Annotated in this window: 17 protein-coding genes; 8 read left to right on the top strand and 9 right to left on the bottom strand. The window is 57.7% G+C overall.

The genetic code is table 11. The annotated features are described in order from the left end of the window. Positions 1–3: 3 nt before the first annotated feature. From folP to rlmE, 3 genes are all read right to left on the bottom strand, one after another. Entirely contained in the window at positions 4–837 is an 834-nt protein-coding gene (gene folP, locus PO881_RS02470) for a dihydropteroate synthase (RefSeq protein ID WP_101762254.1), read from the bottom strand. Between the two features lie 130 nt (positions 838–967). Further along, complete coding sequence (gene ftsH / locus PO881_RS02465; protein ID WP_036620266.1) at positions 968–2,875, bottom strand: ATP-dependent zinc metalloprotease FtsH; 1,908 nt, start codon at positions 2,873–2,875, stop codon at positions 968–970. A gap of 175 nt (positions 2,876–3,050) precedes the next feature. Next, positions 3,051–3,680 carry a 23S rRNA (uridine(2552)-2'-O)-methyltransferase RlmE gene (gene rlmE, locus PO881_RS02460; RefSeq protein ID WP_007886684.1) on the bottom strand — a complete coding sequence of 210 codons (630 nt, stop codon included), beginning with the start codon at positions 3,678–3,680 and terminating at the stop codon, positions 3,051–3,053. A gap of 125 nt (positions 3,681–3,805) precedes the next feature. On the opposite strand from rlmE, the gene yhbY reads away from it, so the two are divergent. Beyond that, positions 3,806–4,099: a ribosome assembly RNA-binding protein YhbY gene (yhbY, locus tag PO881_RS02455; RefSeq protein ID WP_007886683.1), complete on the top strand. Its 294-nt coding sequence runs from the start codon at positions 3,806–3,808 to the stop codon at positions 4,097–4,099. 126 nt (positions 4,100–4,225) lie between these two features. Here the strand turns inward: yhbY and greA are convergent, their stop codons facing one another. Then, a complete protein-coding gene (gene greA / locus PO881_RS02450; protein WP_101762255.1) occupies positions 4,226–4,702 on the bottom strand; it encodes a transcription elongation factor GreA in 477 nt (158 codons plus the stop codon). A 246-nt stretch (positions 4,703–4,948) separates the two neighbouring features. Between greA and dacB the strand changes: the two genes are divergently transcribed. From dacB to pmrB, 3 genes are read left to right on the top strand one after another with little or no spacing between them, the layout of a single operon-like run. Next, positions 4,949–6,382 carry a serine-type D-Ala-D-Ala carboxypeptidase gene (dacB, locus tag PO881_RS02445; protein ID WP_137386837.1) on the top strand — a complete coding sequence of 478 codons (1,434 nt, stop codon included), beginning with the start codon at positions 4,949–4,951 and terminating at the stop codon, positions 6,380–6,382. Further along, on the top strand, positions 6,382–7,044 hold the full coding sequence (gene pmrA, locus PO881_RS02440) for a two-component system response regulator PmrA (protein WP_101762257.1): 663 nt from the start codon (positions 6,382–6,384) through the stop codon (positions 7,042–7,044). The genes dacB and pmrA overlap by 1 nt, the downstream gene beginning before the upstream one ends. Continuing rightward, on the top strand, positions 7,041–8,102 hold the full coding sequence (gene pmrB, locus PO881_RS02435; RefSeq protein WP_280172401.1) for a two-component system sensor histidine kinase PmrB: 1,062 nt from the start codon (positions 7,041–7,043) through the stop codon (positions 8,100–8,102). Before pmrA ends, pmrB begins: the two co-directional genes overlap by 4 nt. Before the next feature lie 6 nt (positions 8,103–8,108). On the opposite strand, the gene PO881_RS02430 is transcribed toward pmrB, so the two are convergent. Beyond that, complete coding sequence (locus tag PO881_RS02430; RefSeq protein ID WP_110868070.1) at positions 8,109–10,379, bottom strand: TonB-dependent siderophore receptor; 2,271 nt, start codon at positions 10,377–10,379, stop codon at positions 8,109–8,111. Positions 10,380–10,638: 259 nt separating this feature from the next. On the opposite strand from PO881_RS02430, the gene fes reads away from it, so the two are divergent. Continuing rightward, positions 10,639–11,868, top strand: a complete 1,230-nt coding sequence (fes, locus tag PO881_RS02425) for an enterochelin esterase (protein WP_280172400.1) — start codon at positions 10,639–10,641, stop codon at positions 11,866–11,868. Further along, a complete protein-coding gene (locus tag PO881_RS02420; RefSeq protein ID WP_280172399.1) occupies positions 11,853–15,764 on the top strand; it encodes an enterobactin synthase subunit F in 3,912 nt (1,303 codons plus the stop codon). The genes fes and PO881_RS02420 overlap by 16 nt, the downstream gene beginning before the upstream one ends. 174 nt (positions 15,765–15,938) lie before the next feature. Here PO881_RS02420 and PO881_RS02415 read toward each other — a convergent pair whose 3' ends face one another. From PO881_RS02415 to fepD, 3 genes are read right to left on the bottom strand one after another with little or no spacing between them, the layout of a single operon-like run. Beyond that, a complete protein-coding gene (locus PO881_RS02415) occupies positions 15,939–16,736 on the bottom strand; it encodes an ATP-binding cassette domain-containing protein (RefSeq protein WP_280172398.1) in 798 nt (265 codons plus the stop codon). After that, positions 16,733–17,716, bottom strand: coding sequence for an iron-enterobactin ABC transporter permease (gene fepG / locus PO881_RS02410; protein ID WP_277974444.1), 984 nt, complete (start codon positions 17,714–17,716; stop codon positions 16,733–16,735). The genes PO881_RS02415 and fepG overlap by 4 nt, the downstream gene beginning before the upstream one ends. After that, positions 17,713–18,702, bottom strand: a complete 990-nt coding sequence (gene fepD / locus PO881_RS02405) for a Fe(3+)-siderophore ABC transporter permease (protein ID WP_101762264.1) — start codon at positions 18,700–18,702, stop codon at positions 17,713–17,715. Before fepD ends, fepG begins: the two co-directional genes overlap by 4 nt. Positions 18,703–18,843: 141 nt before the next feature. On the opposite strand from fepD, the gene entS reads away from it, so the two are divergent. After that, the gene (gene entS, locus PO881_RS02400) at positions 18,844–20,094 is read left to right on the top strand and encodes an enterobactin transporter EntS (RefSeq protein WP_277974443.1); all 1,251 of its coding nucleotides are present in this window, start codon (positions 18,844–18,846) and stop codon (positions 20,092–20,094) included. Here the strand turns inward: entS and fepB are convergent. Further along, positions 20,089–21,054 (bottom strand): Fe2+-enterobactin ABC transporter substrate-binding protein, encoded by a 966-nt coding sequence (gene fepB, locus PO881_RS02395; protein ID WP_280172397.1) that lies wholly within the window; start codon positions 21,052–21,054, stop codon positions 20,089–20,091. The genes entS and fepB overlap by 6 nt on opposite strands. 176 nt (positions 21,055–21,230) lie before the next feature. On the opposite strand from fepB, the gene PO881_RS02390 reads away from it, so the two are divergent. Continuing rightward, positions 21,231–22,412 carry an isochorismate synthase gene (locus PO881_RS02390; protein WP_280172396.1) on the top strand — a complete coding sequence of 394 codons (1,182 nt, stop codon included), beginning with the start codon at positions 21,231–21,233 and terminating at the stop codon, positions 22,410–22,412. The last annotated feature ends 9 nt before the right edge of the window (positions 22,413–22,421 follow it).

Below are 22,421 nucleotides of genomic sequence, written 5' to 3'. Positions count from 1 at the left end.
GCTTTATCCTTTTGCTCTCCGTGTCGCTTCGACGACGCGCATTGCTTCGACAGTCTCTTTCACATCATGCACGCGAATAATTTGCGCCCCTTGCATGGCGGCAATCACCGCACAGCTGAGGCTTCCGGTCAGACGCTGGGCCGGACCGACATTTAGCAACTGCCCAACCATCGACTTGCGCGACATTCCTACCAACAGCGGTAAGCCGTAGTGGTGGAAATGGCTGAGGTTGGCCAGCAGTTCATAGTTGTGGCTGAGATTCTTACCGAAACCGAAGCCAGGATCGAGCATCAGATTATCTTTTTTGATGCCGGCGGCTTCACATCGCGCAATCTGTGCAGCGAAGTAAGCGTCCACTTCGCTCACGATGTGGCTATATTCCGGTGCCTGCTGCATGGTGCGCGGTTCACCTTGCATATGCATCAGACACACCGGCAAGCCTGTTTCTGCCGCCGCCGCCAGCGCGCCCGGTTCGGACAAAGAACGAATGTCATTGATAATGTGAGCACCCACTCGCGCCGCTTCACGGATCACTTCTGGCTTGGAAGTATCGACCGAAATCCACACCTCAAAACGCTGCGCAATGGCTTCCACCACCGGAATAACGCGTGCCAGCTCCTCTTCCACGCTAACTTCATCAGCGCCCGGACGCGTTGATTCACCGCCCACATCAATAATGGTGGCACCGGCATTCACCATTTCATTGGTGTGCGTCAGCGCATCGACCAGCGTGTTGTGACTTCCACCATCAGAGAAAGAGTCCGGCGTGACATTCAAAATACCCATCACATGGGGAAAAGAGAGATCGAGATGGGAATCACGGGCGAACAACTTCATGGCGAGAATCTCCTTGAGGAATCACTGAATCGCGGAATGTAAAAAACCCCGGACTGGCCGGGGTTTGCATTGTAACAAGTATTGCGGGAGGGAGAACTGGCGGTGAGCAACGCCTCCCGCCAGAATGCCATCACATGATCTTGTCTGAACCCGGCGTTTTCGGGTCATCAACAGGACGTGGAGCCTGCGTAGAGTCGCCGTTACCCACAGCAACTTTCGCCTCTTCCCAACCTGCTGGTGGACGCACTTCGCGGCGTGCCATCAGATCGCTGATCTGCGGTGCATCGATGGTCTCATACTTCATCAGCGCGTCTTTCATCGCGTGAAGGATGTCCATGTTTTCATTCAGAATACGGCGTGCACGCTGGTAGTTGGTATCGATAAGGTGTTTAACTTCCTGATCGATAATGCGCGCCGTTTCATCTGACATGTGTTTTGCTTTCGCCACTGAGCGACCGAGGAACACTTCGCCCTCTTCTTCAGCGTAAAGCAATGGACCCAGCTTCTCAGAGAAGCCCCACTGCGTGACCATGTTGCGTGCTACGCTGGTCGCCATTTTGATGTCAGATGAAGCACCGGTAGAAACATAGTCCGGACCATAAATGATCTCTTCCGCCAGACGTCCGCCGTAAGCCACAGAAATACGGCTTTCCAGCTTCTGACGGTTGGCGCTGATCTCATCACCTACTGGCAAGAAGAAAGCCACACCCAGAGCACGACCACGTGGAATGATGGTGACCTTGTGCACCGGATCGTAACCCGGAACCAGCGTACCCACGATCGCGTGACCCGCTTCATGATAAGCCGTCGATTCTTTCTGCTCTTCGGTCATCACCATGGAGCGACGTTCCGCACCCATCATGATTTTGTCTTTGGCTTTTTCAAACTCAACCATCGAAACAACACGCTTGTTGCCGCGAGCAGCAAACAGAGCAGCTTCGTTGACCAGGTTAGCCAAATCCGCACCGGAGAAACCAGGCGTACCACGTGCGATAACTGATGGATCCATATCGGTTGCCAGCGGCACACGACGCATATGGACTTTCAGAATCTGCTCACGACCACGCACGTCTGGCAGACCCACCACAACCTGACGGTCGAAGCGGCCTGGACGCAGCAGCGCCGGGTCAAGGACGTCTGGACGGTTAGTTGCCGCGATAACGATGATGCCTTCATTACCTTCAAAGCCATCCATCTCAACCAGCATCTGGTTCAGCGTTTGTTCACGTTCATCGTGACCACCGCCTAAACCGGCGCCACGCTGACGGCCAACCGCATCGATTTCATCGATAAAGATGATGCACGGTGCAGCTTTCTTCGCTTGTTCGAACATGTCACGCACACGAGATGCACCTACACCGACAAACATTTCCACGAAGTCAGAACCGGAAATGGTAAAGAACGGGACTTTGGCTTCACCAGCAATCGCTTTCGCCAGCAGCGTTTTACCGGTACCCGGAGGGCCGACCATCAGGACGCCTTTCGGAATTTTACCGCCCAGCTTCTGGAAACGGCTCGGCTCACGTAGATACTCAACCAGCTCACCAACTTCTTCTTTGGCCTCATCACAACCGGCCACGTCAGCAAAAGTGGTTTTGATCTGATCTTCGGTCAGCATGCGGGCTTTGCTCTTGCCGAAGGACATCGCGCCCTTGCCGCCGCCGCCCTGCATCTGCCGCATAAAGAAGATCCACACGCCAATCAGCAGCAGCATTGGGAACCATGAGATGAAGATGGAAGCCAGCAGGCTTGGTTCTTCAGGCGGTTCGCCAACGACTTTGACGTTTTTGGTCAACAGGTTATCGAGTAACTTAGGATCGTTGACGGGGATATAGGTGGTGTATTTATTGCTGTCTTTTTTGACAACGTTAATCTCACGCCCGTTAATTCGTGCCTCGCGGACCTGATCTTGGTTCACTTCCGATAGGAAAGTTGAATAATCAACCCTACGGCCATTCGACTCGCTGGGCCCAAAGCTCTGGAATACAGACATCAGCACGACCGCGATGACTAACCAGAGAATCAGGTTTTTCGCCATGTCACTCAAGGGATTAACCTCATATTACAACGATGTTAACAGACAGCGTAGGGTACTATAGATCCTTCATACCTGGAATCGCAGTGCGGATGATTTTGCTTGTTTACCCTGAAACTCAGAATTACACATCAGAGTAAACGCATTGGTCGTCTTGCTTTGATTCCGGCAATTCGGGCTAAAGTTTGCGCCCCGTCGCCACAATGTACACTTCGCGCGAACGTAATCGCGAAGCGTCCGGCTTACGAATTTTTACTTTCGTAAACAGGGAGCGAATTTCCCGCAGGTATTCATCGAAGCCATCTCCCTGAAACACTTTCACGACAAAACTGCCGCCTGGGGCCAGGATATCCCGACACATTTCCAGCGCCAATTCTACCAAATACATCGAACGTGGAATATCAACCGCAGGTGTACCGCTCATGTTGGGTGCCATATCAGACATCACCACCTGCACCTTTTGGTCGCCAACGCGCTCCAGTAAGGCGTTAAGTACCGCCTCATCACGAAAATCGCCCTGCAAAAAATCAACGCCGACAATCGGATCCATTGGTAACAGATCGCAGGCGATGATACGACCACTTGATCCGATAAGCTGAACCACGTATTGCGACCAACCGCCGGGTGCCGCACCGAGATCAACAACCGTCATCCCGGGTTTGAAAATCTTGTCACCCTGCTGAATTTCTTCAAGTTTAAACCAGGCACGCGAACGTAACCCTTTTTTCTGTGCCTGCAGCACATATTTATCGCTAAAGTGTTCCTGTAGCCAGCGACTGGAACTGGCCGAACGCTTTTTACCCGTCATAATTTTTCCAATTAAATCGTCATCGTAGCGATAAATCAGCACGCAATGGTCGCGTTGATTTGGCGATATACCCGAGATGGCGGTAGAATGAACCGTTTTCAATCCCTGAGTAAGCAAAAAATACGATGAATCTGAGTACCAAACAAAAACAGCACCTGAAAGGCCTTGCCCATCCGCTTAAGCCGGTTGTCATGCTGGGCGGAAATGGCCTGACCGAAGGCGTGCTTGCCGAAATCGAACTGGCGCTCGAGCATCACGAATTGATCAAGGTAAAAATTGCCTCGGAAGATCGTGAAACTAAGCAGCTGATCGTGGACGCTATCGTGCGTGAAACTAAAGCAGGCAACGTACAGGTAATCGGCAACACGCTGGTGCTGTATCGCCCTGCCAAAGAGCGTAAAATTACTCTTCCGCGTTAATCATGCCTTTAAAGGCGGCGACGGGCAAAGAAAGTGCCACGCTCCTGCATGTGATAAAAGGCCGCAATGCGGCCTTTTTCCTTTCTTTACAAAATGCAGCGACATATTGCAAAGCGTAGCAATATCTTAAAGGTATTCCACCTTCAGAACTTCATATTCCACATCCCCGCCTGGGGTTTTCACAATCGCGACATCGTCGGCTGATTTTCCAACCAATCCACGCGCCATCGGCGAATTCACTGAAATCAGGTTCTGCTTGAAGTCAGCTTCATCGTCACCCACGATGCGATAGGTGAACTCTTCTTCCGTATCCACATTGAGGATGGTCACGGTAGCGCCAAAAATTACGCGACCGGTTTTCGGCATGGCAGTCACATCAATGACTTGCGCATTGGAAAGCTTGGCTTCAATCTCCTGAATACGCCCCTCGCAGAAACCCTGTTCTTCGCGAGCCGCATGATATTCGGCATTCTCTTTCAAATCGCCGTGCTCACGGGCTGTGGCGATGGAGGCGATGATGCGCGGACGCTTCACAGTTTTCAGTTCGTTCAGCTCTTCGCGCAGCTTCTCAGCGCCTTTCAACGTCATCGGAATCTGATTCATTTTGGCTCCTCGTCATCTATCCTGGTTAACGGCGTCATCCTGACCGGTGACAGCAGAAAATAGCTTCTGCAGCGCGTTACCTCTTTTCACAAGCAAAAGAAGCCTGACCCGGAAAGCTTTCCGGGTCAGGTTCGGTTTTGCATTTTGATACGTATTTTACCCCAGAGTTCCCTGTGGGTCATCGTTTACTTTGCACCGTCCGGGGACGTAGTATTGACGCCCTCACCCGTCAGTTACCGCGAGATTATGCGATTTTCACGACTTGTTACCGGATTAACCTGTGCGTTTATGCTGCAGGCACAAGCAGCTCCCGTTGAAGAATACATGCAGTATTTGCCAGACGGCGCAAACCTGGCGCTGATGGTACAAAAAGTGGGCGCATCCACCCCGATAATCGATTATCACGGCAAACAGATGGCGTTACCGGCCAGCACCATGAAAGTGGTGACAGCGCTGGCGGCTTTATTAGAGCTCGGGCCCGATTTTCGTTTCCAGACCACCATGGAAACCAAAGGAGCGGTCAATGATGGCACCCTGAATGGCGATTTAGTGGCACGATTTGGCGGCGATCCTACGCTGAGCCGCCAGGATCTGCGCAACATGGTCACAGCGCTGAAAAAGCAGGGCATCACCCATATTAAGGGCAATCTGGTGATCGACACCTCGGTGTTCGCCAGCCACGATATGGCGCCAGGCTGGCCGTGGAACGATTTGACGCAGTGCTTCAGTGCGCCACCCGCAGCGGCCATCGTCGATAAAAACTGTTTCTCAGTATCGCTGTATAGCGCCAATACGCCGGGCGAAAACGCCTTTGTGCGTATCGCCTCCTATTATCCGGCCCACATGTTCAGTCAGGTGCGCACCATTGGCCGCAACAGCGGTGACGGACAATATTGCGAGCTGGATGTGGTGCCAGGCGAGCTCAATCGCTACACCTTAACCGGCTGCATGCGTCAACGTTCAGAGCCGCTACCGCTGGCCTTTGCCGTGCAGGATGGTGCTGCGTGGGCCGGTGAGATACTTAAAGCCGAGCTGCGCGCCGCCGATATTGATTACAGCGGTCATCTGGTTCGCCAGGCGCAAGTGACGTCGCCGGGTACCGTGTTGGCTTCAACGCAATCAGCGCCGCTGCACACGCTGCTGCACACTATGCTGAAGAAGTCGGACAACATGATTGCCGACACCGTGTTCCGCACCATCGGCCATCATTACTTCAACGTGCCGGGCACCTTCCGCGCGGGTTCAGATGCGGTACGTCGCATTCTGCGCGAAAAAGCCGGGGTCGATCTCGGCAACAGCATTCAGGTTGATGGTTCCGGGCTGTCGCGTCATGACCTGATCGCGCCAGAGACCATGATGCAAGTACTGCAATACATTGCGAAAAATGATTCGACACTGAATTACATTTCGATGCTGCCGCTGGCCGGTTACGACGGCACGCTGCAATATCGTGGCGGTCTGCATGAAGCAGGGCTGGATGGCAAAGTCTCGGCGAAAACCGGTTCGCTGCAGGGCGTCTATAATCTGGCAGGATTCATCACCACCTCCAGCGGCGCGCGCGTCGCCTTTGTCCAGTTCCTGTCCGGTTACGCGGTACCGCCGGAAAATCAGAAAACGCGCCGCATTCCGCTGGTACGTTTTGAGAGCCGCCTCTATACGGATATCAACAAGAACAACTGATGAAACTGCTAATCGTTGAAGATGATGCGCTGTTGCAATCGGGCCTTGCGCAGGCGTTAAGCTCGCAAGGCTACGCCATCGACTGCGCCAGTACCGCCGCAGAGAGCAACGCGCTGCTGCGTAGCGGTCAGTACAGCCTGATCGTGCTCGATCTCGGCTTGCCGGATCGCGATGGCGCATCACTGCTGCGACAATGGCGACGTGACGGCATTGCGGTGCCGGTACTGATCCTCACGGCGCGCGATGCGCTGGAGGATCGCGTTGATGGTCTGGATGCCGGCGCTGACGATTACCTGGTGAAGCCGTTTGCGTTGGTTGAACTGCAGGCACGCGTGCGAGCGCTGATCCGCCGTTATCAGGGCCACAGCGATAACCTGCTGCAACAGGGCGATCTGACGCTCAATCTCAGTTCACAACAGGTTCTGCTGGAAGATCAGCCGCTGGAGATCACGCCCAAAGAGTTCGCACTGCTCACCCGCTTACTGATGCGCGTGGGGCAAAACGTACACCGCGAAACGCTGCAGCAGGATCTCTACAGCTGGAATGACGATCCCGGCTCCAACACTCTCGAAGTTCACATTCACAATTTGCGTCGCAAGCTCGGAAAAGATCGCATCAAAACCGTGCGCGGCGTCGGTTACCGTCTGGAAATCCGCGAATGAACAGCATGCGTCAGCGGTTATTGATTATGCTGGCGCTGATTCTCCTCACCTGTCAGGTGATGAGCGCCATCTGGCTGTGGCATGAAAGCCGCGAGCAGATCAGTTTTTTAGTCAACGAAACGCTCTCTGCGCAGGCGCGTAACGATCGGGTAGAAAACGAGATCCGTGAAGCCATTGCCTCGTTGCTGCTGCCTTCCTTAGTCATGGTCGCCCTCACCTTACTGCTGTCGTTTTGGGCGATTAACTGGATTATTCGTCCGCTGAAATCGCTGCAGGACAGCCTTGCGCATCGTTCAGCGGATAATCTGACACCGTTGCCGATCTACTCCGAAATGGATGAGATCGTGGCGGTAACCACCTCGATCAACCAACTGTTTTCACGCCTCAATCACACGTTGCAGCAGGAGCGCCTGTTCACCGCCGATGCGGCGCACGAGCTGCGCACGCCGCTGGCCGGATTGCGCCTGCATCTCGAGCTGCTCCACCAGCTGAACGTGCCGCAGAGCGAGATGCTAATTGAACGTATCGATCAGCTGATGCACACCGTGGAACAACTGTTGATGTTATCGCGCGCCGGGCAAGCGCTGGCGGGCGGTCACTATCAGCAGTTGCAGTGGCAACAGGACATCATGCAGCCGCTGGAGCCAGAAATGACTGAGCTGTATCAACAGCGTCAGCAAATCCTGCACTGGCCACAGAACGACGATGTGCCGCAGCAAGGTGAAGCAGTGCTGCTGCGCCTGATGCTGCGCAATCTGCTGGAAAACGCCTCGCGCTACAGCCCGGAAGGCAGCGAAGTCGTGGTGAAGATGCAGCAGGACCAGCAGCAGGTGATTATCGAAGTGTGGGATCAAGGCCCGGGTATTGAAGCCGCCGCTGCGGAAGAGCTGACGCAGGCGTTTCGTCGTCGCGATCAGCGTTATGGCGGCAGCGGTTTGGGTTTGAATATCGTGCTGCGCATCGTGCAGATGCATCGCGGCAGGCTGGAGCTGGTGAACCGTGAAGATAGCAGCGGGCTGATTGCCCGCTGCTATTTACCGCATCAACTGATTGGTTAAACGCCGTTAGAAGTGGGTATTCAGGCTCATAAAGTAAGTACGACCAGATTCGTTGTAGGTATTCGCACCCGCTCCATACAGATAAGAGTTGGTGTTGGCGTTACCGGTGGTTTGCGCATTACCTTCGCGATAGTGACGTTTATCGAACAGGTTATCGATGCCCACCGTGACGCTGGCGTACTTGTTGATATCGTAGGTACCGCTCATACCGATAATTGAGTAAGGACTCACTTTATCCGTTGCGCTGCCGGTCGAAAGATTTCCTTTGTAATCATACTTCTTCGGCGTCTGTGTGCCGTACCAGGTCAGTGTAGTTTGCAGCGACAGATCCTGCGTCGCCTGCCAGCTCAGCGTCGAATTCAGCGTGTATTCCGGAATCACCGATAAACGATCGCCGGTCTCTTTGTTCTTACTCTGCAGCATATAGGTGAAGTTGTTATTCCACATCACGCTGTCGGAGAACGGCACGTTGACGGTGCCTTCCAGCCCTTCCACCACCGCTTTCGGTACGTTTTCCCACTTATAAATATCTGTGGTGCCATTGGATGCTTTGCTCACTGGCGAGTAACCGGCTTCGATCTTGTTGCGATAATCGTTGCGGAACCAGGTTAAACCGGCCTGATAACCTTCGTGTTTCCACTCCAGACCAATCTCTTTATTGATGCTGTTTTCCGCTTTCAGGTCGCTGTTACCCTGCAGATAACAGGCGCCGGTGCTGGCCGCACAACCCTGACCGTTGCTGTACAACAAGTAGTTCGGGTTGGTCTGATACAGGCTCGGCGCTTTATAGGCGCGACCAATCCCCATCTTCAGCGTGAAGTCATCGCCCAAACCTTGTGACAGGTTGAGCGACGGGCTCCAGTTATTGCCAACAATCGAGTGATGATCGAAACGCAGGCTTGGCGTCAGCATGGTGCTGTCGGTCAGCTCCATGTTGTCTTCCGCAAACAGCGAGAAAATCTCTGCCTGGGAATACGGGCTGCGACCGGTGTTATCGATGCCCGGCACCGCACCGTAGCTCGCCGCCTGCGTGTTGGAAGAGCCATCCTTCATGCGCTGCTGGTTCCATTCGGTACCCAGCGTCGCCGTTTGGTTAAACAGCAGCTCAAACGGAATGCTGACTTCGCTATGCAGCAGCACGTCATCCAGCTGAATGGTGTTGAAACCGCTGTTAGAGAAGATGCCTTCGGTGCCGCCGGCCAAACCTTCATTGATACGCGAGTTGCGGGTTTTCTCATAGCGCGCGTAGGTATTGGTGCTGACGCCGTTATCCCATGCGCCGGTCCATTTTAATGAGACGTTCTGGCGATACAGGCGGTTAGTTTCATCACCGTACAGGCTTTTCACCAGCGCGCTGGTGTTGGTGTTCTGCGTATCACCCGCATACAGGTTGCCCTGACGGCTGTAACCGGCCTGCAGCTCCAGCGTCTGCATCGGTGCAAACGCCCAGCTCAGCAAAGCATTAATATCTTTATTAACCGAACCTTCACGACCGGCCGGATAGCTGCCCGCATAGCTGCCAGTGCGCGCCGCCGCATGCCCTTCGTTGATGTCATAGGCATCGGCCTGGGTTTTGGCTAAACCACCGTACAAACGGAAGTTGAAATCATCGCCCAGCGGCCCTTCGAGACTGAAGTTAGTGCGCTTAGTGGCGCCTTCCGCTTTATGTTCCGGCACGTTGTAATAGGTGTTCCAGGAACCGTGCCACTGCTGATCGGTCTGTTTTTTGGTGATGATATTCACCACACCGCCCGCCGCGCCGTTACCGTAACGCACCGCAGCAGGTCCGCGAATCACGTCGATGTGATCGATCATCTCCGGCGGCACCCAGTTGGTGTCGCCACGCGTATCACGCTCGCCGCGCCAGCCAAGGCGCACCGAGTTGCGGCTGGTGATCGGCATGCCGTCCACCATGATCAAGGTGTTTTCCGGGCCCATACCACGAATATCGATCTGGCGATTGTTACCGCGCTGGCCGCTGGTGGAGTTGCCTGTCAGGTTAACGCCTGGCATGGTACGGATAATTTCAGACACATCACGCGCGGGCGGATGTTTTTTGATTTCGTCGGCGGTAATGGTTGAGACGCCCGGCGCTTGCAGGTTCTGCTGCTGCGCGGTGACCATCAAGGTGCCGCCGTCCATTGATTGTGCGTCAGTCGTGCTGGCAGAGGTTTTGCTGGAGGAAGTCTCTGCTGCCCAGGCGCTGCTGGAAAGCAGTGAGGCGCTGAGCCCCAGTTCAATCAGAATGGCTAACGATAACCGTGAGTAATTTTTCATTTTATACGTTCCTGGATGGCCAGCAAAAAGCCGTTGAATGCTTAACTGGCGAGCCGGTGAGAAGATCCCTGTCCATATCGCGCCCAGTTCCAGACCCTTCAAACCATCCGTAGCGCAACCTTACCGAACGGTAAGCCTCTGGCGGAACAGGCGTGCTCATTTTTGAGCGCAGTCACCCTATTGCAAATGCAAATTATTATCAATAGTATTATTCATCAAGCTTATGTAAATCTCCGCGTAAACACCGACTGGCAGCCCTATGACCTGGCGAAATGATGTAACCGGCAGTGCAGCCTGGTGGCAGGCGCAACAATCCCAAGGCATTCCCCGCATTGAGTTAGCAGACGATGGCCAATGTCAGGTCACCTTCTTCTGGCGTGATCCGCAAGGCGATGAGACGCAATCATCGACCCAGCGCGTGTGGATTAACATTACCGGCGTGACCGATCACCACCAGCGCCGCCCGCCGCAGTCGTTAATGCGTGTGGCGGGCACCAACGTCTGGTATTGGCAGACCTCGCTGCCCGCCAACTGGCGCGGCAGTTACTGTTTGATGCCCGATGAACAGGCCACGGACTTCACTGGCGTTGCCGACATGTCCACGCTGCGCAACTGGTGGCGCGACAAATTCCCGACGGCGCAGGCCGATCCTTTGAACAGCTTACGTGGCTGGTCCGGTGGTCGCGGCATGGGCGTCTCGCCGCTGCATCTGCCCCACGCGCCCGATCAACAGCTGTGGCACGCGGTGGATCACGGCACAGAGCCAACCATTGAACTGCAACAGCAGCAATGGGATAGCGCGCTATTAGGCAACAGCCGCAAGGTGTGGATTTACACCACCGGCGCAGCCAATCCCGCACAGCGTCCGCTGGCCATCATGCTTGACGGGCAATTCTGGGCGCACAGCATGCCGATTGCCGGACCGCTGCAGCAGCTCACTGATGCCGGTTCTTTGCCGCCAGCGGTGTATCTGTTTATCGACATCATTGACCGCGAACACCGCAGCCGCGAGCTGCCGTGTAACGCGCAGTTTTGGCAAGCCATTCAGCAAGAACTGTTACCGCAAGTTGCACAATCAACGCCTTATCGCCAGCAGGCGGACAGTACCATCGTCGCCGGACAAAGCTTTGGCGGCCTGGCGTCGGTGTTTGCCGCGCTGCACTGGCCGGAAACCTTTGGCAACGCGCTCAGCTTATCGGGCTCCTTCTGGTGGCCGGAACGCGGCAATCCGCACGGCTGGCTGCTGCAGGCGCTGGATAACGGTCTTGCACCGCGTCAACCGCTGCGTTTCTGGCTCGAAGCGGGCAAACGCGAAGGCTTGATTCTGCAAGCTAATCAACAACTTCAACAGCAGCTTAGCGCTGCCGGCTATCAGGTGAATTACCTGCCGGTGGAAGGCGGCCATGACGCGCTCTGTTGGCGCGGCGGCCTGCTGAATGGCCTGCAAGCGCTGTGGAGCAAACCGGAGCATCCATGTCCGAATCCCTGATGAATAAGCCTATGACCGACCAACAAACCTTGCCGTTAGTCGCGGCACAGCCCGGCATCTGGATTGCCGATCAGCTGTCACCTCACCACAACGCTTACGCGGTGGCGCACTTTGTCGAACTGCGCGGTGAGATTGACAGCGCCCTGTTGGCGCAGGCGATCGTTGCGGGCATGCAGGAAGCCGACACGCTGAATATGGCCTTTGGTGAGGTGGAAGGCGAAGCGTTGCAGTGGCCGCAGCCACACGCCTTTAGCCTGCCGCAGATTGTCGATTTGCGCGCGGAGGCCGATGCGCCCGCCAAAGCGCGCGCGCTGATGCGTGACGATATGAATGGCGATCTGCGCGTATTGAGCGGCGCAAAGCTGTGGCATCACCGCCTGTTCCGTCTCGACGATCAGCATTGGTTTTGGTATCAGCGCTACCATCATTTGGTGGTGGATGGCTTCAGCTTTACCGCGCTGACGCGCCGCATCGCCAATCTCTACAGCGCGGCCGTACGCCAGCAAGCCGCTGAACCGACGCCGTTTATTCCGTTTAGCGAAGTGGTGGACGAGTATCAGCGCTACCGCGAATCCTCCTCTTTTGCGCGTGACAGCCAGTTCTGGCGCGAAAAAGGCGCGGCGCTGCCCTCACCGGCTTCGCTCTCGCCGCTGCCGCTCGCCGGTCAACACGCCAGCACCGATCTGCTGCGCCATAGCGTTACGCTGGATCGCAGCACCTTCCAGACGCTGGTGCAGCAGCATCCGCACGCCAGCGCGGCCGATCTCGCCTTTGCGCTGGTGGCGCTGTGGCTGGCACGTCTCAGCGGGCAAAACGACTTTGCCGCTGGCTTCATCTTTATGCGCCGCATCGGCTCGGCCGCCTTGTGCGCCACCGGTCCGGTGATCAACGTATTGCCGATGGCAATCCATTACGATCCGACGCAGCCGATCGGCGCGCTCGCCGCCCAGCTGGCGGGTGAAGTGAAAAAGATGCGTCGTCATCAGCGCTATGACGCCGAACAGGTGCAGCGCGATCTCGGCCGCCTCGGCGATGGCGACCCGCTGTACGGTCCGGTGATCAACCTGAAGATGTTTGACTACCAGCTCGATTTCGCTGGCGTGGAAGGCATCACCCATCAACTGGCGTCCGGGCCGGTGCGCGATCTGGAGATCGCCATTTACATCAGCGAGCACGGTGAACTGACGCTGGAGCTGCTGGCCAATGCCGAACGCTATAGCGAACAAACCTTGCAGCGTCATGCCAGCCGCTTTGCCCTGCTGCTCGATCAGCTGGCGCAACAGCCGCAGCGGCCGTGCGGCGAACTCGATCTGCTCACTGCCGAAGAGCATGCGCAGATTGCCGCAATCAACCAAACCGCCTATCCGCTGCCAGCAGAAACGCTGGCGTCACTGTTAGCGCAGCAGGCGGCACGCACCCCCGATGCACCGGCGCTGGCCGATGCGCAGCATCAGCTTAGCTATCGCGCGATGCAACAGCAGGTGTTTGCGCTGGCCGCCGATCTCAGCGCCGCCGGCGTGCAGCGTGGCGATATTGTCGCCGTGGCGCTGCCGCGTTCAGTGCAGCTCTCCCTGGCGCTGCAGGCGATTGTTTCGCTCGGCGCTGCCTATTTACCGCTCGACACCGGTTATCCGGATGACCGCTTACAGCTGATGCTGGAAGACGCCGCGCCAAAAACGCTGATCACCTGCGCAGCGCTCAGCGCGCGCTTCAGCGCCATCGCGTCGGTCAATCAGCTGCATTTTGATGTGCTGTATCACAATGCCCATGCACCGCAGCCGGCCAGCGCGCCGACGCCGCAGGATGGCGCCTACATCATTTACACCTCAGGTTCGACCGGTCGCCCTAAAGGCGTGCTGGTGGGGCATGAAGCCATCGTCAATCGCCTGTTGTGGATGCAGGATCGCTATCCGCTGCAAGCCGACGACGTGGTGCTGCAAAAAACCCCGAGCAGCTTCGACGTTTCGGTGTGGGAATTCTTCTGGCCGCTGCTGGTCGGTGCGCAGTTGGTGATGGCACCGCCAGAAGCCCATCGCGACCCGGAAGCGCTGCAGCAGCTGTTTGCCCGCTACCAAGTCACCACCACGCATTTCGTTCCCTCAATGCTGGCGGCCTTTGTCGCGGCGCTGGATGATCAACCGGCAATTGCCTGCTGCGCCAGCCTGCGTAACGTGTTCTGCAGCGGTGAAGCGCTGCCGACGGATTTATCGCGCGAGTGGGAAAAACTGACGCGCGTGCCGCTGCACAATCTGTATGGCCCAACCGAAGCGGCGGTGGATGTCAGCTGGTATCCGGCGTTTGGTGCTGCCCTGGCCGCCGTCGAAGGTGCCAGCGTGCCGATTGGTTTCCCGGTGTGGAATACCGGCCTGCGCATCCTTGATGCCCGCATGCAGCCGGTGCCGCCGGGCGTGGCGGGCGATCTCTACTTAACCGGCGTGCAGCTGGCGCATGGCTATCTCGGCCGTCCCGATCTCACCGCCAGCCGCTTTATCGCCGATCCTTTCATGCCCGGCGAGCGCATGTATCTCACCGGCGACGTGGCGCGCTGGCTGGATAACGGCGCGGTGGAATATCTCGGTCGCAGCGACGATCAGCTGAAGATTCGCGGTCAGCGTATCGAACTGAATGAGATCGATCATGTGCTCAGCGCGCAGCCCGGCATTGAGCAGGCGGTCACACACGCGGTGGTGCTTGGCGGCACGGCAGCGCAAGGTGATGCGCGTCAGCTGGTCGGCTACGTGATTGCCGGGCAGCCGGTTGATCGCGACGCGCTGCGTCAGGCGCTGGCGCAACGCTTGCCCGCGCATATGGTGCCGGTAGCCATTGTGCAGCTCGATGCCTTCCCGCTCAGCAGCAATGGCAAGCTGGATCGCAAAGCGCTGCCGTTGCCCGCATCCGCCGGCGCCAGTGCGGGACGTGCACCGCACGCTGGGCTGGAAACCACCTTAGCTAATGCTTTCTGTCAGCTGCTGGCGCGCGAGGAAATCAGCGCGCAGGATGACTTTTTCTCCCTCGGCGGCCATTCGCTGCTGGCGATGCGCTTAGCGGCGCAGCTGCGCCGTGAGCTGCAACAGCCGGTGTCGGTGGGACAAATCATGGTGGCCTCCACGGTGGAGAAGCTGGCAACGCTGCTCAGTGATACGCAATCCCATCAGCAAGCCGGTTTCGAAGCGGTGCTGCCGCTGCGTCAGGGCAACGGACCAACGCTGTTCTGCTTCCATCCGGCGTCAGGGTTTGCCTGGCAATTCAGCATCCTGCAGCGTTATCTCGATGAGCGCTGGTCGCTGGTCGGCATTCAGTCGCCGGATATCAGCAGCCCGCTGAACCAAAGCGCGCATCTGGATGACGTGTGCGACGCCCATCTGCAAACCCTGCGCGACGTGCAGCCGCACGGACCTTACTATTTCCTCGGCTATTCGCTTGGCGGCACCCTGGCGCAAGGCATTGCGGCCCGGCTGGAAGCGGCCGGTGAAGAGGTGGCGTTCCTCGGCCTGCTGGATACCTGGCCACCAGAAACGCAAAACTGGGATGAGAAACGCGGCGAGAACGTGCTGGATCCGGCGGTGCTGGAAGAGGTGAACCGCGAGCGCGAGCAGTTTATCGCCGCGCAGCGCCATCAGGCCGGCGAAGAGATGCGTGCGATGTTCGATACCATCGAGGCCAACTACGCCAGTTCGGTGCGCCTGCTGGCGACCGCACGCAGCGCGCGTTTCAACGGTCGCGCCACGCTGTTCCTCGCCGAACAGACGCAGCAGCCAGGACAAGATGCGCGCCGCGCCTGGGCGCCGTATATCGGTGAACTGGAAGTGTGGCCGATGGATTGCGCCCACGTGGAGATCATTTCACCGCAGATGTTTGAGCAGATTGGGCCGTTGTTGCAGCGGTTGTTGCAATAGCGATTTTTCCCTCACCCTAACCCTCTCCCGCAAGCGGGAGAGGGAACAATCAGGAGCCGCTGGCGGGAGAGGGAATGCTTAGGTGTGGTACGGGTGTAACATACAAGCTGGGTCGGCCCCTTCTCCCGCAAGCGGGAGAAGGCTGGGATGAGGGCCCGCGCGCACCGTGTTTAATTATCCCCCGCGCCCCAGCGGCACAATCATCGGCGTATGCGCCACCGGATCGTCCACAATCACGCAGCGCAAGCCATACACCTGCTCGATCAACGCGGGCGTCACAATCTCCGACGGCTTCCCTTCGGCGACAATCCTGCCGTCACGCATCGCAATCAAATGCGTGGCATAGCGACAAGCGTGATTAAGATCGTGCAGCACCACCACCAGCGTTCGCCCATGCTGTTGATTCAGCTCCTGCATCAATTCCAGCAGCTCAATTTGATGGGTGATATCCAGCCAGGTGGTCGGTTCGTCCAGCAGCAGCAGCGGCGTTTCCTGCGCCAGCACCATGGCAATCCACACGCGCTGACGCTGACCGCCCGATAACGTATCCACCGACTGCTGGGCCAAATCGGCCACGCCGGTGGCGCGCATCGCGTTCTGCACCGCCGCTTCATCTTCCGCATGCCAGCGACCAAACAGCGCCTGATGCGGATAACGTCCGCGCGCCACCAGCTCGGTGACGCTGATGCCCGCCGGCGCGTTGGAACTTTGCGGCAGCAAACCCAAACGCCTCGCCACTTCTTTGGTGGGATAGCTGGCAATGGCCGCGCCATCCAGCAACACCTCACCTTTTAACGGCGTATGCAGGCGACTCAACGTGCGCAGCAGCGTCGATTTTCCGCAGGCGTTAGGGCCGATAATCACCGTCAGCTCACCTTGCGGAATCGTCACTGACAGATTCTCTGCCACCACCTTTTTGTCATAGCTCAGCGTTAGGCTATCGCCGCGCAGACGTGAAGGGATATCGGTCATTGGCGTCGCGCCTCCCGCACCAGTAAAGCGATCAGATAAAGTCCACCGAGAATGACGGTTATCACGCCAACCGGTAATTGATATGGCAGGAACAGATGCTGTGCGGCGAAGTCTGCAGCAATCAATAACAGCGCACCGCACAGCGCCGCCAGCGGCAAGGCACCTTTGACGCCGCCGCCGAGACGCCGGGCAATCTGCGGCGCCAGCAGCGCGACAAACGAAATCGGCCCGACCAGCGCGGTTGACGCCGCCGTGAGCACCACGCCAATCAGCATCAGCCACATGCGGCTGCGCTCCACCGGCACGCCAAGCGCGCAGGCGGTATCGTCGCCCATCTCCAGCAAACGCATCCGCCGCGCCAGCAGCGCCATCAACAGTAACGCCAGCAGCAGCACCGCAATCACCGGCGGCGTTTTCGCCCAGGTAATGCCGTTGAGCGATCCGGCGCTCCACAAACCCGCACTCAGCGCCGACTCCAGCGAGGCGCTGATAATCAGCCAGGAATTCAACGCCATCAGCAGCGCGCGCACGCTGATGCCGACGATAATCAGCCGGAAGGTCTCTACGCCGTTGCGCCAGGCAAACAGATAGACCAGCGCCGCCGTGGCGATGCCGCCAATCAACGCTGCGCCGGTCATCGCCGTGACGCTTTGATTAAACAGCACCAGCGCCACCAGCACGCCGCTGTATGCGCCGGTGTTGAAACCGAGAATGTCCGGGCTGCCAAGCGGATTACGCAGCAGCGACTGGAAAATCGCGCCGCTGATGCCTAACGCCGCACCAATCAGCAGCGCCATTAGCACGCGCGGCAAGCGCCATTCCAGCACGATCAGTTTGACGTTGCTGGCGCCCTGCCCGAGCAGAATTTGCCAGATTTGATCACCGCTGATCGGCAATGCACCGCGCGTCATCGCCAGATAAGCCAGCAGAGCGCAGGCGCACAGCAGCCACAGCGTATGTAACCCGACACGACGCGTCATAGTGCCCCCCGGCCCAATTTACGGCGCACCAGCACAATCAGCATCGGCGCACCGAGCATCGCCGTGACGATGGAAACCCGCAGCTCGCCCGCCACCAGCAGGCGGCCAAGGATATCGGCGGCGAGCAGCAAAATCGGCGTGATCAGCGCCGTCGCAGGCAGCATCCAGCGGTGATCGTTGCCCACCAGCCAGCGGGCAAAGTGCGGCGTCATCAAACCGACAAAGGCAATCGGGCCCACCGCTGCCGTGGCTGCGCCGCACAGCAGCGCAATCGCCAGCAGGCCCAGCAGTTGGGTGCGCGCCACCCGCGTGCCGAGCGCGGTCGCCATGTCGCCGCCCATACTCAAACTGTTCAGCGCCTGCGATAGCGCAATGGCGACCACACTGCCGAGCAGCACCGCCGGGAACAGCGTGCGCAGCGTAGTGAAATTGCGAATATCCAGCGAGCCGCTGTGCCAGAAGCGCAGATGATCGTAAATATCGGGATTGAGCAGCGACAGGCCAGAGGTTAATCCTTCCAGCACCGCGCCCAGCGCCACGCCGGCCAGCGTCAGACGCACCGGATTGACGCGCCCGCCGCCAATCGCGCCGGTCATCGCCACCAGCACGGACGCCAGCAGCGCGCCGCCAAAGGCGAAGCCGAGCCAATCCACCGGCGAGTCAGCACCGAACAGCGCAATGCCAATTACCACCGCGAAACCCGCTCCGGCGTTGACGCCAAGAATGCCGGGATCGGCCAGCGGATTGCGCGTCAGGCTCTGCATCAACGCACCGGCGAGGCCGAGCGCCACGCCCGCCAGCAAACCGGCCAGCGTACGCGGCAGGCGCGCATCACGCACAATGACGCACTCCGCGCTGTGACAGGAGGTGGTAAGCGAATGATAAACATCGGGAAGCGGTATTGATTTTGCCCCCAGCATTAAGCTGAGCGCGATGAGGAGCAAGAGCAGAATCCCTGAGCCTGCTAATGCACGAATCTGGCGCATAGCGTTCTAAACCTTCACTGTTCAACGTCGTCGCATGCGCGATGTAACTTGATAATGGTTATCGTTATTACTCGCGTTTAGCTATGTTACCATGACTCGCCTCGCGGACGATGAGGAAAATTGGTGCAATAAGGCGAACACATGAACAAATCTTCCCACTTTATCGATCTCTCGCTGCTGAAAACTCACCCGGCTTTTCGCGCGGTGTTTATCGCGCGTTTTATCTCGATTGTCGCGCTCGGCATGCTCGCTGTGGCGGTGCCGGTGCAGATTCAGCACATGACCCATTCACCGCTGCTGGTGGGCTTGGCGGTGACGCTGGCCGCTGCCGGCATGTTTATCGGCCTGCTCACCGGCGGCGTTTTGGCGGATCGCTATGAACGCAAAAAGCTGATTTTGTTTGCCCGATCCACCTGCGGCTTAGGTTTTATCGCGCTGGCCATTAACGCCGCGCTGCCAGAACCCTCTCTGATCGCGGTTTATCTGCTGGGTTTCTGGGATGGTTTTTTCGGCGCGATTGGCGTCACCGCGCTGCTGGCGGCGACGCCCGCGCTGGTCGGTAGGGAAAACATTATGCAGGCGGGCGCTATCACCATGTTGACGGTGCGCTTCGGCTCCATTTTATCGCCCGCGATTGCCGGTTTGGTGATTGCTCACGGCGGCGTGACGTGGAACTACGCACTCGCTGCCTTTGGCACCTTACTTACCGTGTTAACGCTGCTGAAATTGCCCACTTTGCCGCCGCCGCCACAACCGCGTGAACATCCGCTGAAATCCCTCGCCGCTGGCGTGCAGTTTCTTTTCGCCAGTCCGATTGTCGGCATGGTGGCGCTGATTGGCGCATTAGTCACGCTGGCCAGCGCGGTGCGCGTGCTCTATCCGTCGCTCGCGCCGCATTGGTCTGTAAGCGCTGACCAGCTTGGCCTGATGTATGCCGCCGTGCCGCTCGGCGCAGCTATCGGCGCGTTCACCAGCGGTAAACTGAAACACGCCGCGCGTCCCGGACAGCTGGTGCTCGGCAGTGCGATTGCAGCATTTGTCGCGCTGGGTTTGTTTAGCCTGATGCCGAACCTGCCGCTGGCGTTAGCCTGCTTAGTCGCTTTCGGTTACTTCAGCGCCATCAACAGCCTGGTGCAGTACGCGATGATTCAGGCATTAACGCCAGATCATCTGTTAGGCCGCATCAACGGCTTGTGGACCGCGCAGAACGTGACCGGCGATGCGATTGGTGCGGCGGTGATTGGTGCGATGGGTTCATGGTTGCTGCCACCGCAGGCCGCCGCGGTATTTGGCTTTACGGCGGCGCTGCTCGGCATCGTGATGTGGTGGGTGATGGGCCGTTTACGTCGTTACCATCCGCCAGCACCGGAGCTGACGGAACAGGCATCATGATTTAACGAACAGCTTCTCCAGACGCGCCAGCAGATTGCTGGCGCTGTAGTAATCGAGACGGAAGGAATCGACGCCCAGCTCGTAAACCTGCTTGCCCTGCACCGCCACGTTTTGCGCAAGGAAAGGATTGTTCAGCACCGATTGCGTGGTTTTATCGTCAGCGGCGAACAGCAGGAAAGTTTTACCGGACAGGCCGCTGGCAACGTTTTCGCCCGACAGCTGAACGATGTCTTTGCGCTGTCCCATGCTGTGTCCCTGCTCAATCGTCGCCGGTGGCGTTGCCAGGGTGAAGCCAAGTTGTTCCAGCAGCTTTCCCTGCGCCGAAGCCGCGGTCCACACATTGACTGCGCGTCCGCCGCCGTTCCATACCATGGCGGAGACCGGCTGCGGTGGCAGCGTGATGGCTTTTTTCAGCGCCGCTTCACGATCGTCGAAAGCTTTAATGCGCTGCGCCGCCTGCGCTTCATGCCCGGTCGCCTGGCCTAACTGCGTGACGACCTCCTGCCAGCTTTTGTCGTCGTAATTGACCACCAGCGTCGGTGCAATAGCCGAAAACTGTTCGGCGAGCTTGATGGCAGAATCGTTGCCGGTGGCGCTGACGATAATCAGATCCGGCGCTTGCGCGGCAACCGCTTCGGCATTCGGTTCACCGATGTACAGACGTTGAAGATGTTGCTTTTTAGCAACATCGCTCCACTGGCGGAAGAAACCCTGATCGTCGGCCAGGCGACTGTTCGGCGCAGTCGCGCCGGAAGCAATCACCGGCGCATCAATGGCCAGCAGCGATCCGGTCAGCGTGACGCTGGTCGAGACAATGCGCTGCGGCGCGTGATTGAGCGTGATCGATCCGTTGGCACCCTGAACGGTGCGCGGCCAACCCTGTTCGGCATGAGCGACGCTGGTGAAAATCTGGAAAACACCTATAAGGGCTGCAATGCCCCAAAAACCGCATTTATTCATAAGTTTTGGTCCACTTTTTAGCATATTGCCCTGCTGAGCGTCAGCGCCTGATTACGGCTAAACGCAGCTGAAATCCCGCGAATGGATTGACACTTTTGCCCAATCGACGTAGGTTACAGGCCCATAATAAAAATGATAATCATTCTTAATAATCTTATCATTTATAGGTGAAAATTATGGTGGAATCTTCCACGTTTGAAAATGCCTGGCTGAAGGATTATTCCGCGCTAAGCCGTGGTTTCCTCTTTACCTCGCCGTGGCGTAGTTTGGCAACGCAAGGATGCTATACCACCGTTACCGCGCCGGTAGATGACGCCGCGTCGCTGGACGGTGATTTCCAACAACAGTTACGTCAGCATTTTACCGCGGCGAAAAAACAGGGCATCGACAATCCGATTCTGGTCGGGGCGATCCCGTTTGACGTCAGCCAGCCCGCCGCGCTGTTTATTCCTGAATCCTATCAGACGTTTAATCGCGCTGACCTGCAAAACGCGTTGCCGGAAAACGTCAGCGATCTGCCGCAGGTGCGACGTCGCACCGCAGTGCCGGATCACGATGTGTTTACCACGATGGTGGCAGATGCGGTGGCGGCCACGCAGCGCGGCGATCTGGATAAAGTGGTGCTGTCGCGTCTGATGGATATCGTTACCGAACAGCCGGTTGATACCGCAGCGCTGATGCAGCGCGTGATTGCACAGAACCCCAATAGCTACCATTTCCATCTGCCGCTGCCGCAAGGCGGTGCGCTGATTGGTGCCAGTCCGGAGCTGATGCTGCGCAAACAGGGGCGCGATTTTAGCTCTTGTCCGCTGGCGGGCTCAGCGCGGCGCAATCACGACGATGCCCAGCAGGATCGTGCCGCTGGCGATACGCTGATGGATTCCGGCAAAGATCGTCATGAGCACAAACTGGTGACCGACGCGATGCGCGACACCTTGCAGCCGCGCAGCCGTTTGCTGTCGGTGCCGACCATTCCGTCGCTGATTACCACCGCCACGCTGTGGCATCTCGCCACGCAAATCGACGGCGAAGTGCAGGATGAGCGCGAAAATGCGCTGTCGCTGGCCTGCCTGCTGCACCCGACGCCTGCGTTGAGCGGTTTCCCCCATCAGCGCGCGCAGCAGCTTATTCAGCAGCTGGAACCTTTTGATCGCCAACTGTTTGGCGGCATCGTCGGCTGGTGCGATAGCCAGGGCAATGGCGAATGGGTGGTCACCATCCGCTGCGGCACCGTGCATGGCACGCGGGTGCGCCTGTTTGCCGGCGCGGGCATCGTGGCCGACTCCCAACCCGAATCAGAATGGCGTGAAACCGGCGTGAAGCTGGACACCATGTTGCGCGCCTTTGGACTGCAATAAAGGAAAGAA

The organism is Pantoea sp. SS70 (assembly GCF_029866845.1).
Classification (GTDB): domain Bacteria; phylum Pseudomonadota; class Gammaproteobacteria; order Enterobacterales; family Enterobacteriaceae; genus Pantoea; species Pantoea leporis.
Note: the sequence above shows the minus strand (reverse complement) of the source record. Positions and strands in the feature narration are given on the sequence as shown.

Coding starts and splice junctions, on each gene's coding strand:
- folP (WP_101762254.1), bottom strand. CDS start 837: ATGAAGTTGTTCGCCCGTGATTCCCATCTCGATCTCTCTTTTCCCCAT.
- ftsH (WP_036620266.1), bottom strand. CDS start 2,875: ATGGCGAAAAACCTGATTCTCTGGTTAGTCATCGCGGTCGTGCTGATG.
- rlmE (WP_007886684.1), bottom strand. CDS start 3,680: ATGACGGGTAAAAAGCGTTCGGCCAGTTCCAGTCGCTGGCTACAGGAA.
- yhbY (WP_007886683.1), top strand. CDS start 3,806: ATGAATCTGAGTACCAAACAAAAACAGCACCTGAAAGGCCTTGCCCAT.
- greA (WP_101762255.1), bottom strand. CDS start 4,702: ATGAATCAGATTCCGATGACGTTGAAAGGCGCTGAGAAGCTGCGCGAA.
- dacB (WP_137386837.1), top strand. CDS start 4,949: ATGCGATTTTCACGACTTGTTACCGGATTAACCTGTGCGTTTATGCTG.
- pmrA (WP_101762257.1), top strand. CDS start 6,382: ATGAAACTGCTAATCGTTGAAGATGATGCGCTGTTGCAATCGGGCCTT.
- pmrB (WP_280172401.1), top strand. CDS start 7,041: ATGAACAGCATGCGTCAGCGGTTATTGATTATGCTGGCGCTGATTCTC.
- PO881_RS02430 (WP_110868070.1), bottom strand. CDS start 10,379: ATGAAAAATTACTCACGGTTATCGTTAGCCATTCTGATTGAACTGGGG.
- fes (WP_280172400.1), top strand. CDS start 10,639: ATGACCTGGCGAAATGATGTAACCGGCAGTGCAGCCTGGTGGCAGGCG.
- PO881_RS02420 (WP_280172399.1), top strand. CDS start 11,853: ATGTCCGAATCCCTGATGAATAAGCCTATGACCGACCAACAAACCTTG.
- PO881_RS02415 (WP_280172398.1), bottom strand. CDS start 16,736: ATGACCGATATCCCTTCACGTCTGCGCGGCGATAGCCTAACGCTGAGC.
- fepG (WP_277974444.1), bottom strand. CDS start 17,716: ATGACGCGTCGTGTCGGGTTACATACGCTGTGGCTGCTGTGCGCCTGC.
- fepD (WP_101762264.1), bottom strand. CDS start 18,702: ATGCGCCAGATTCGTGCATTAGCAGGCTCAGGGATTCTGCTCTTGCTC.
- entS (WP_277974443.1), top strand. CDS start 18,844: ATGAACAAATCTTCCCACTTTATCGATCTCTCGCTGCTGAAAACTCAC.
- fepB (WP_280172397.1), bottom strand. CDS start 21,054: ATGAATAAATGCGGTTTTTGGGGCATTGCAGCCCTTATAGGTGTTTTC.
- PO881_RS02390 (WP_280172396.1), top strand. CDS start 21,231: ATGGTGGAATCTTCCACGTTTGAAAATGCCTGGCTGAAGGATTATTCC.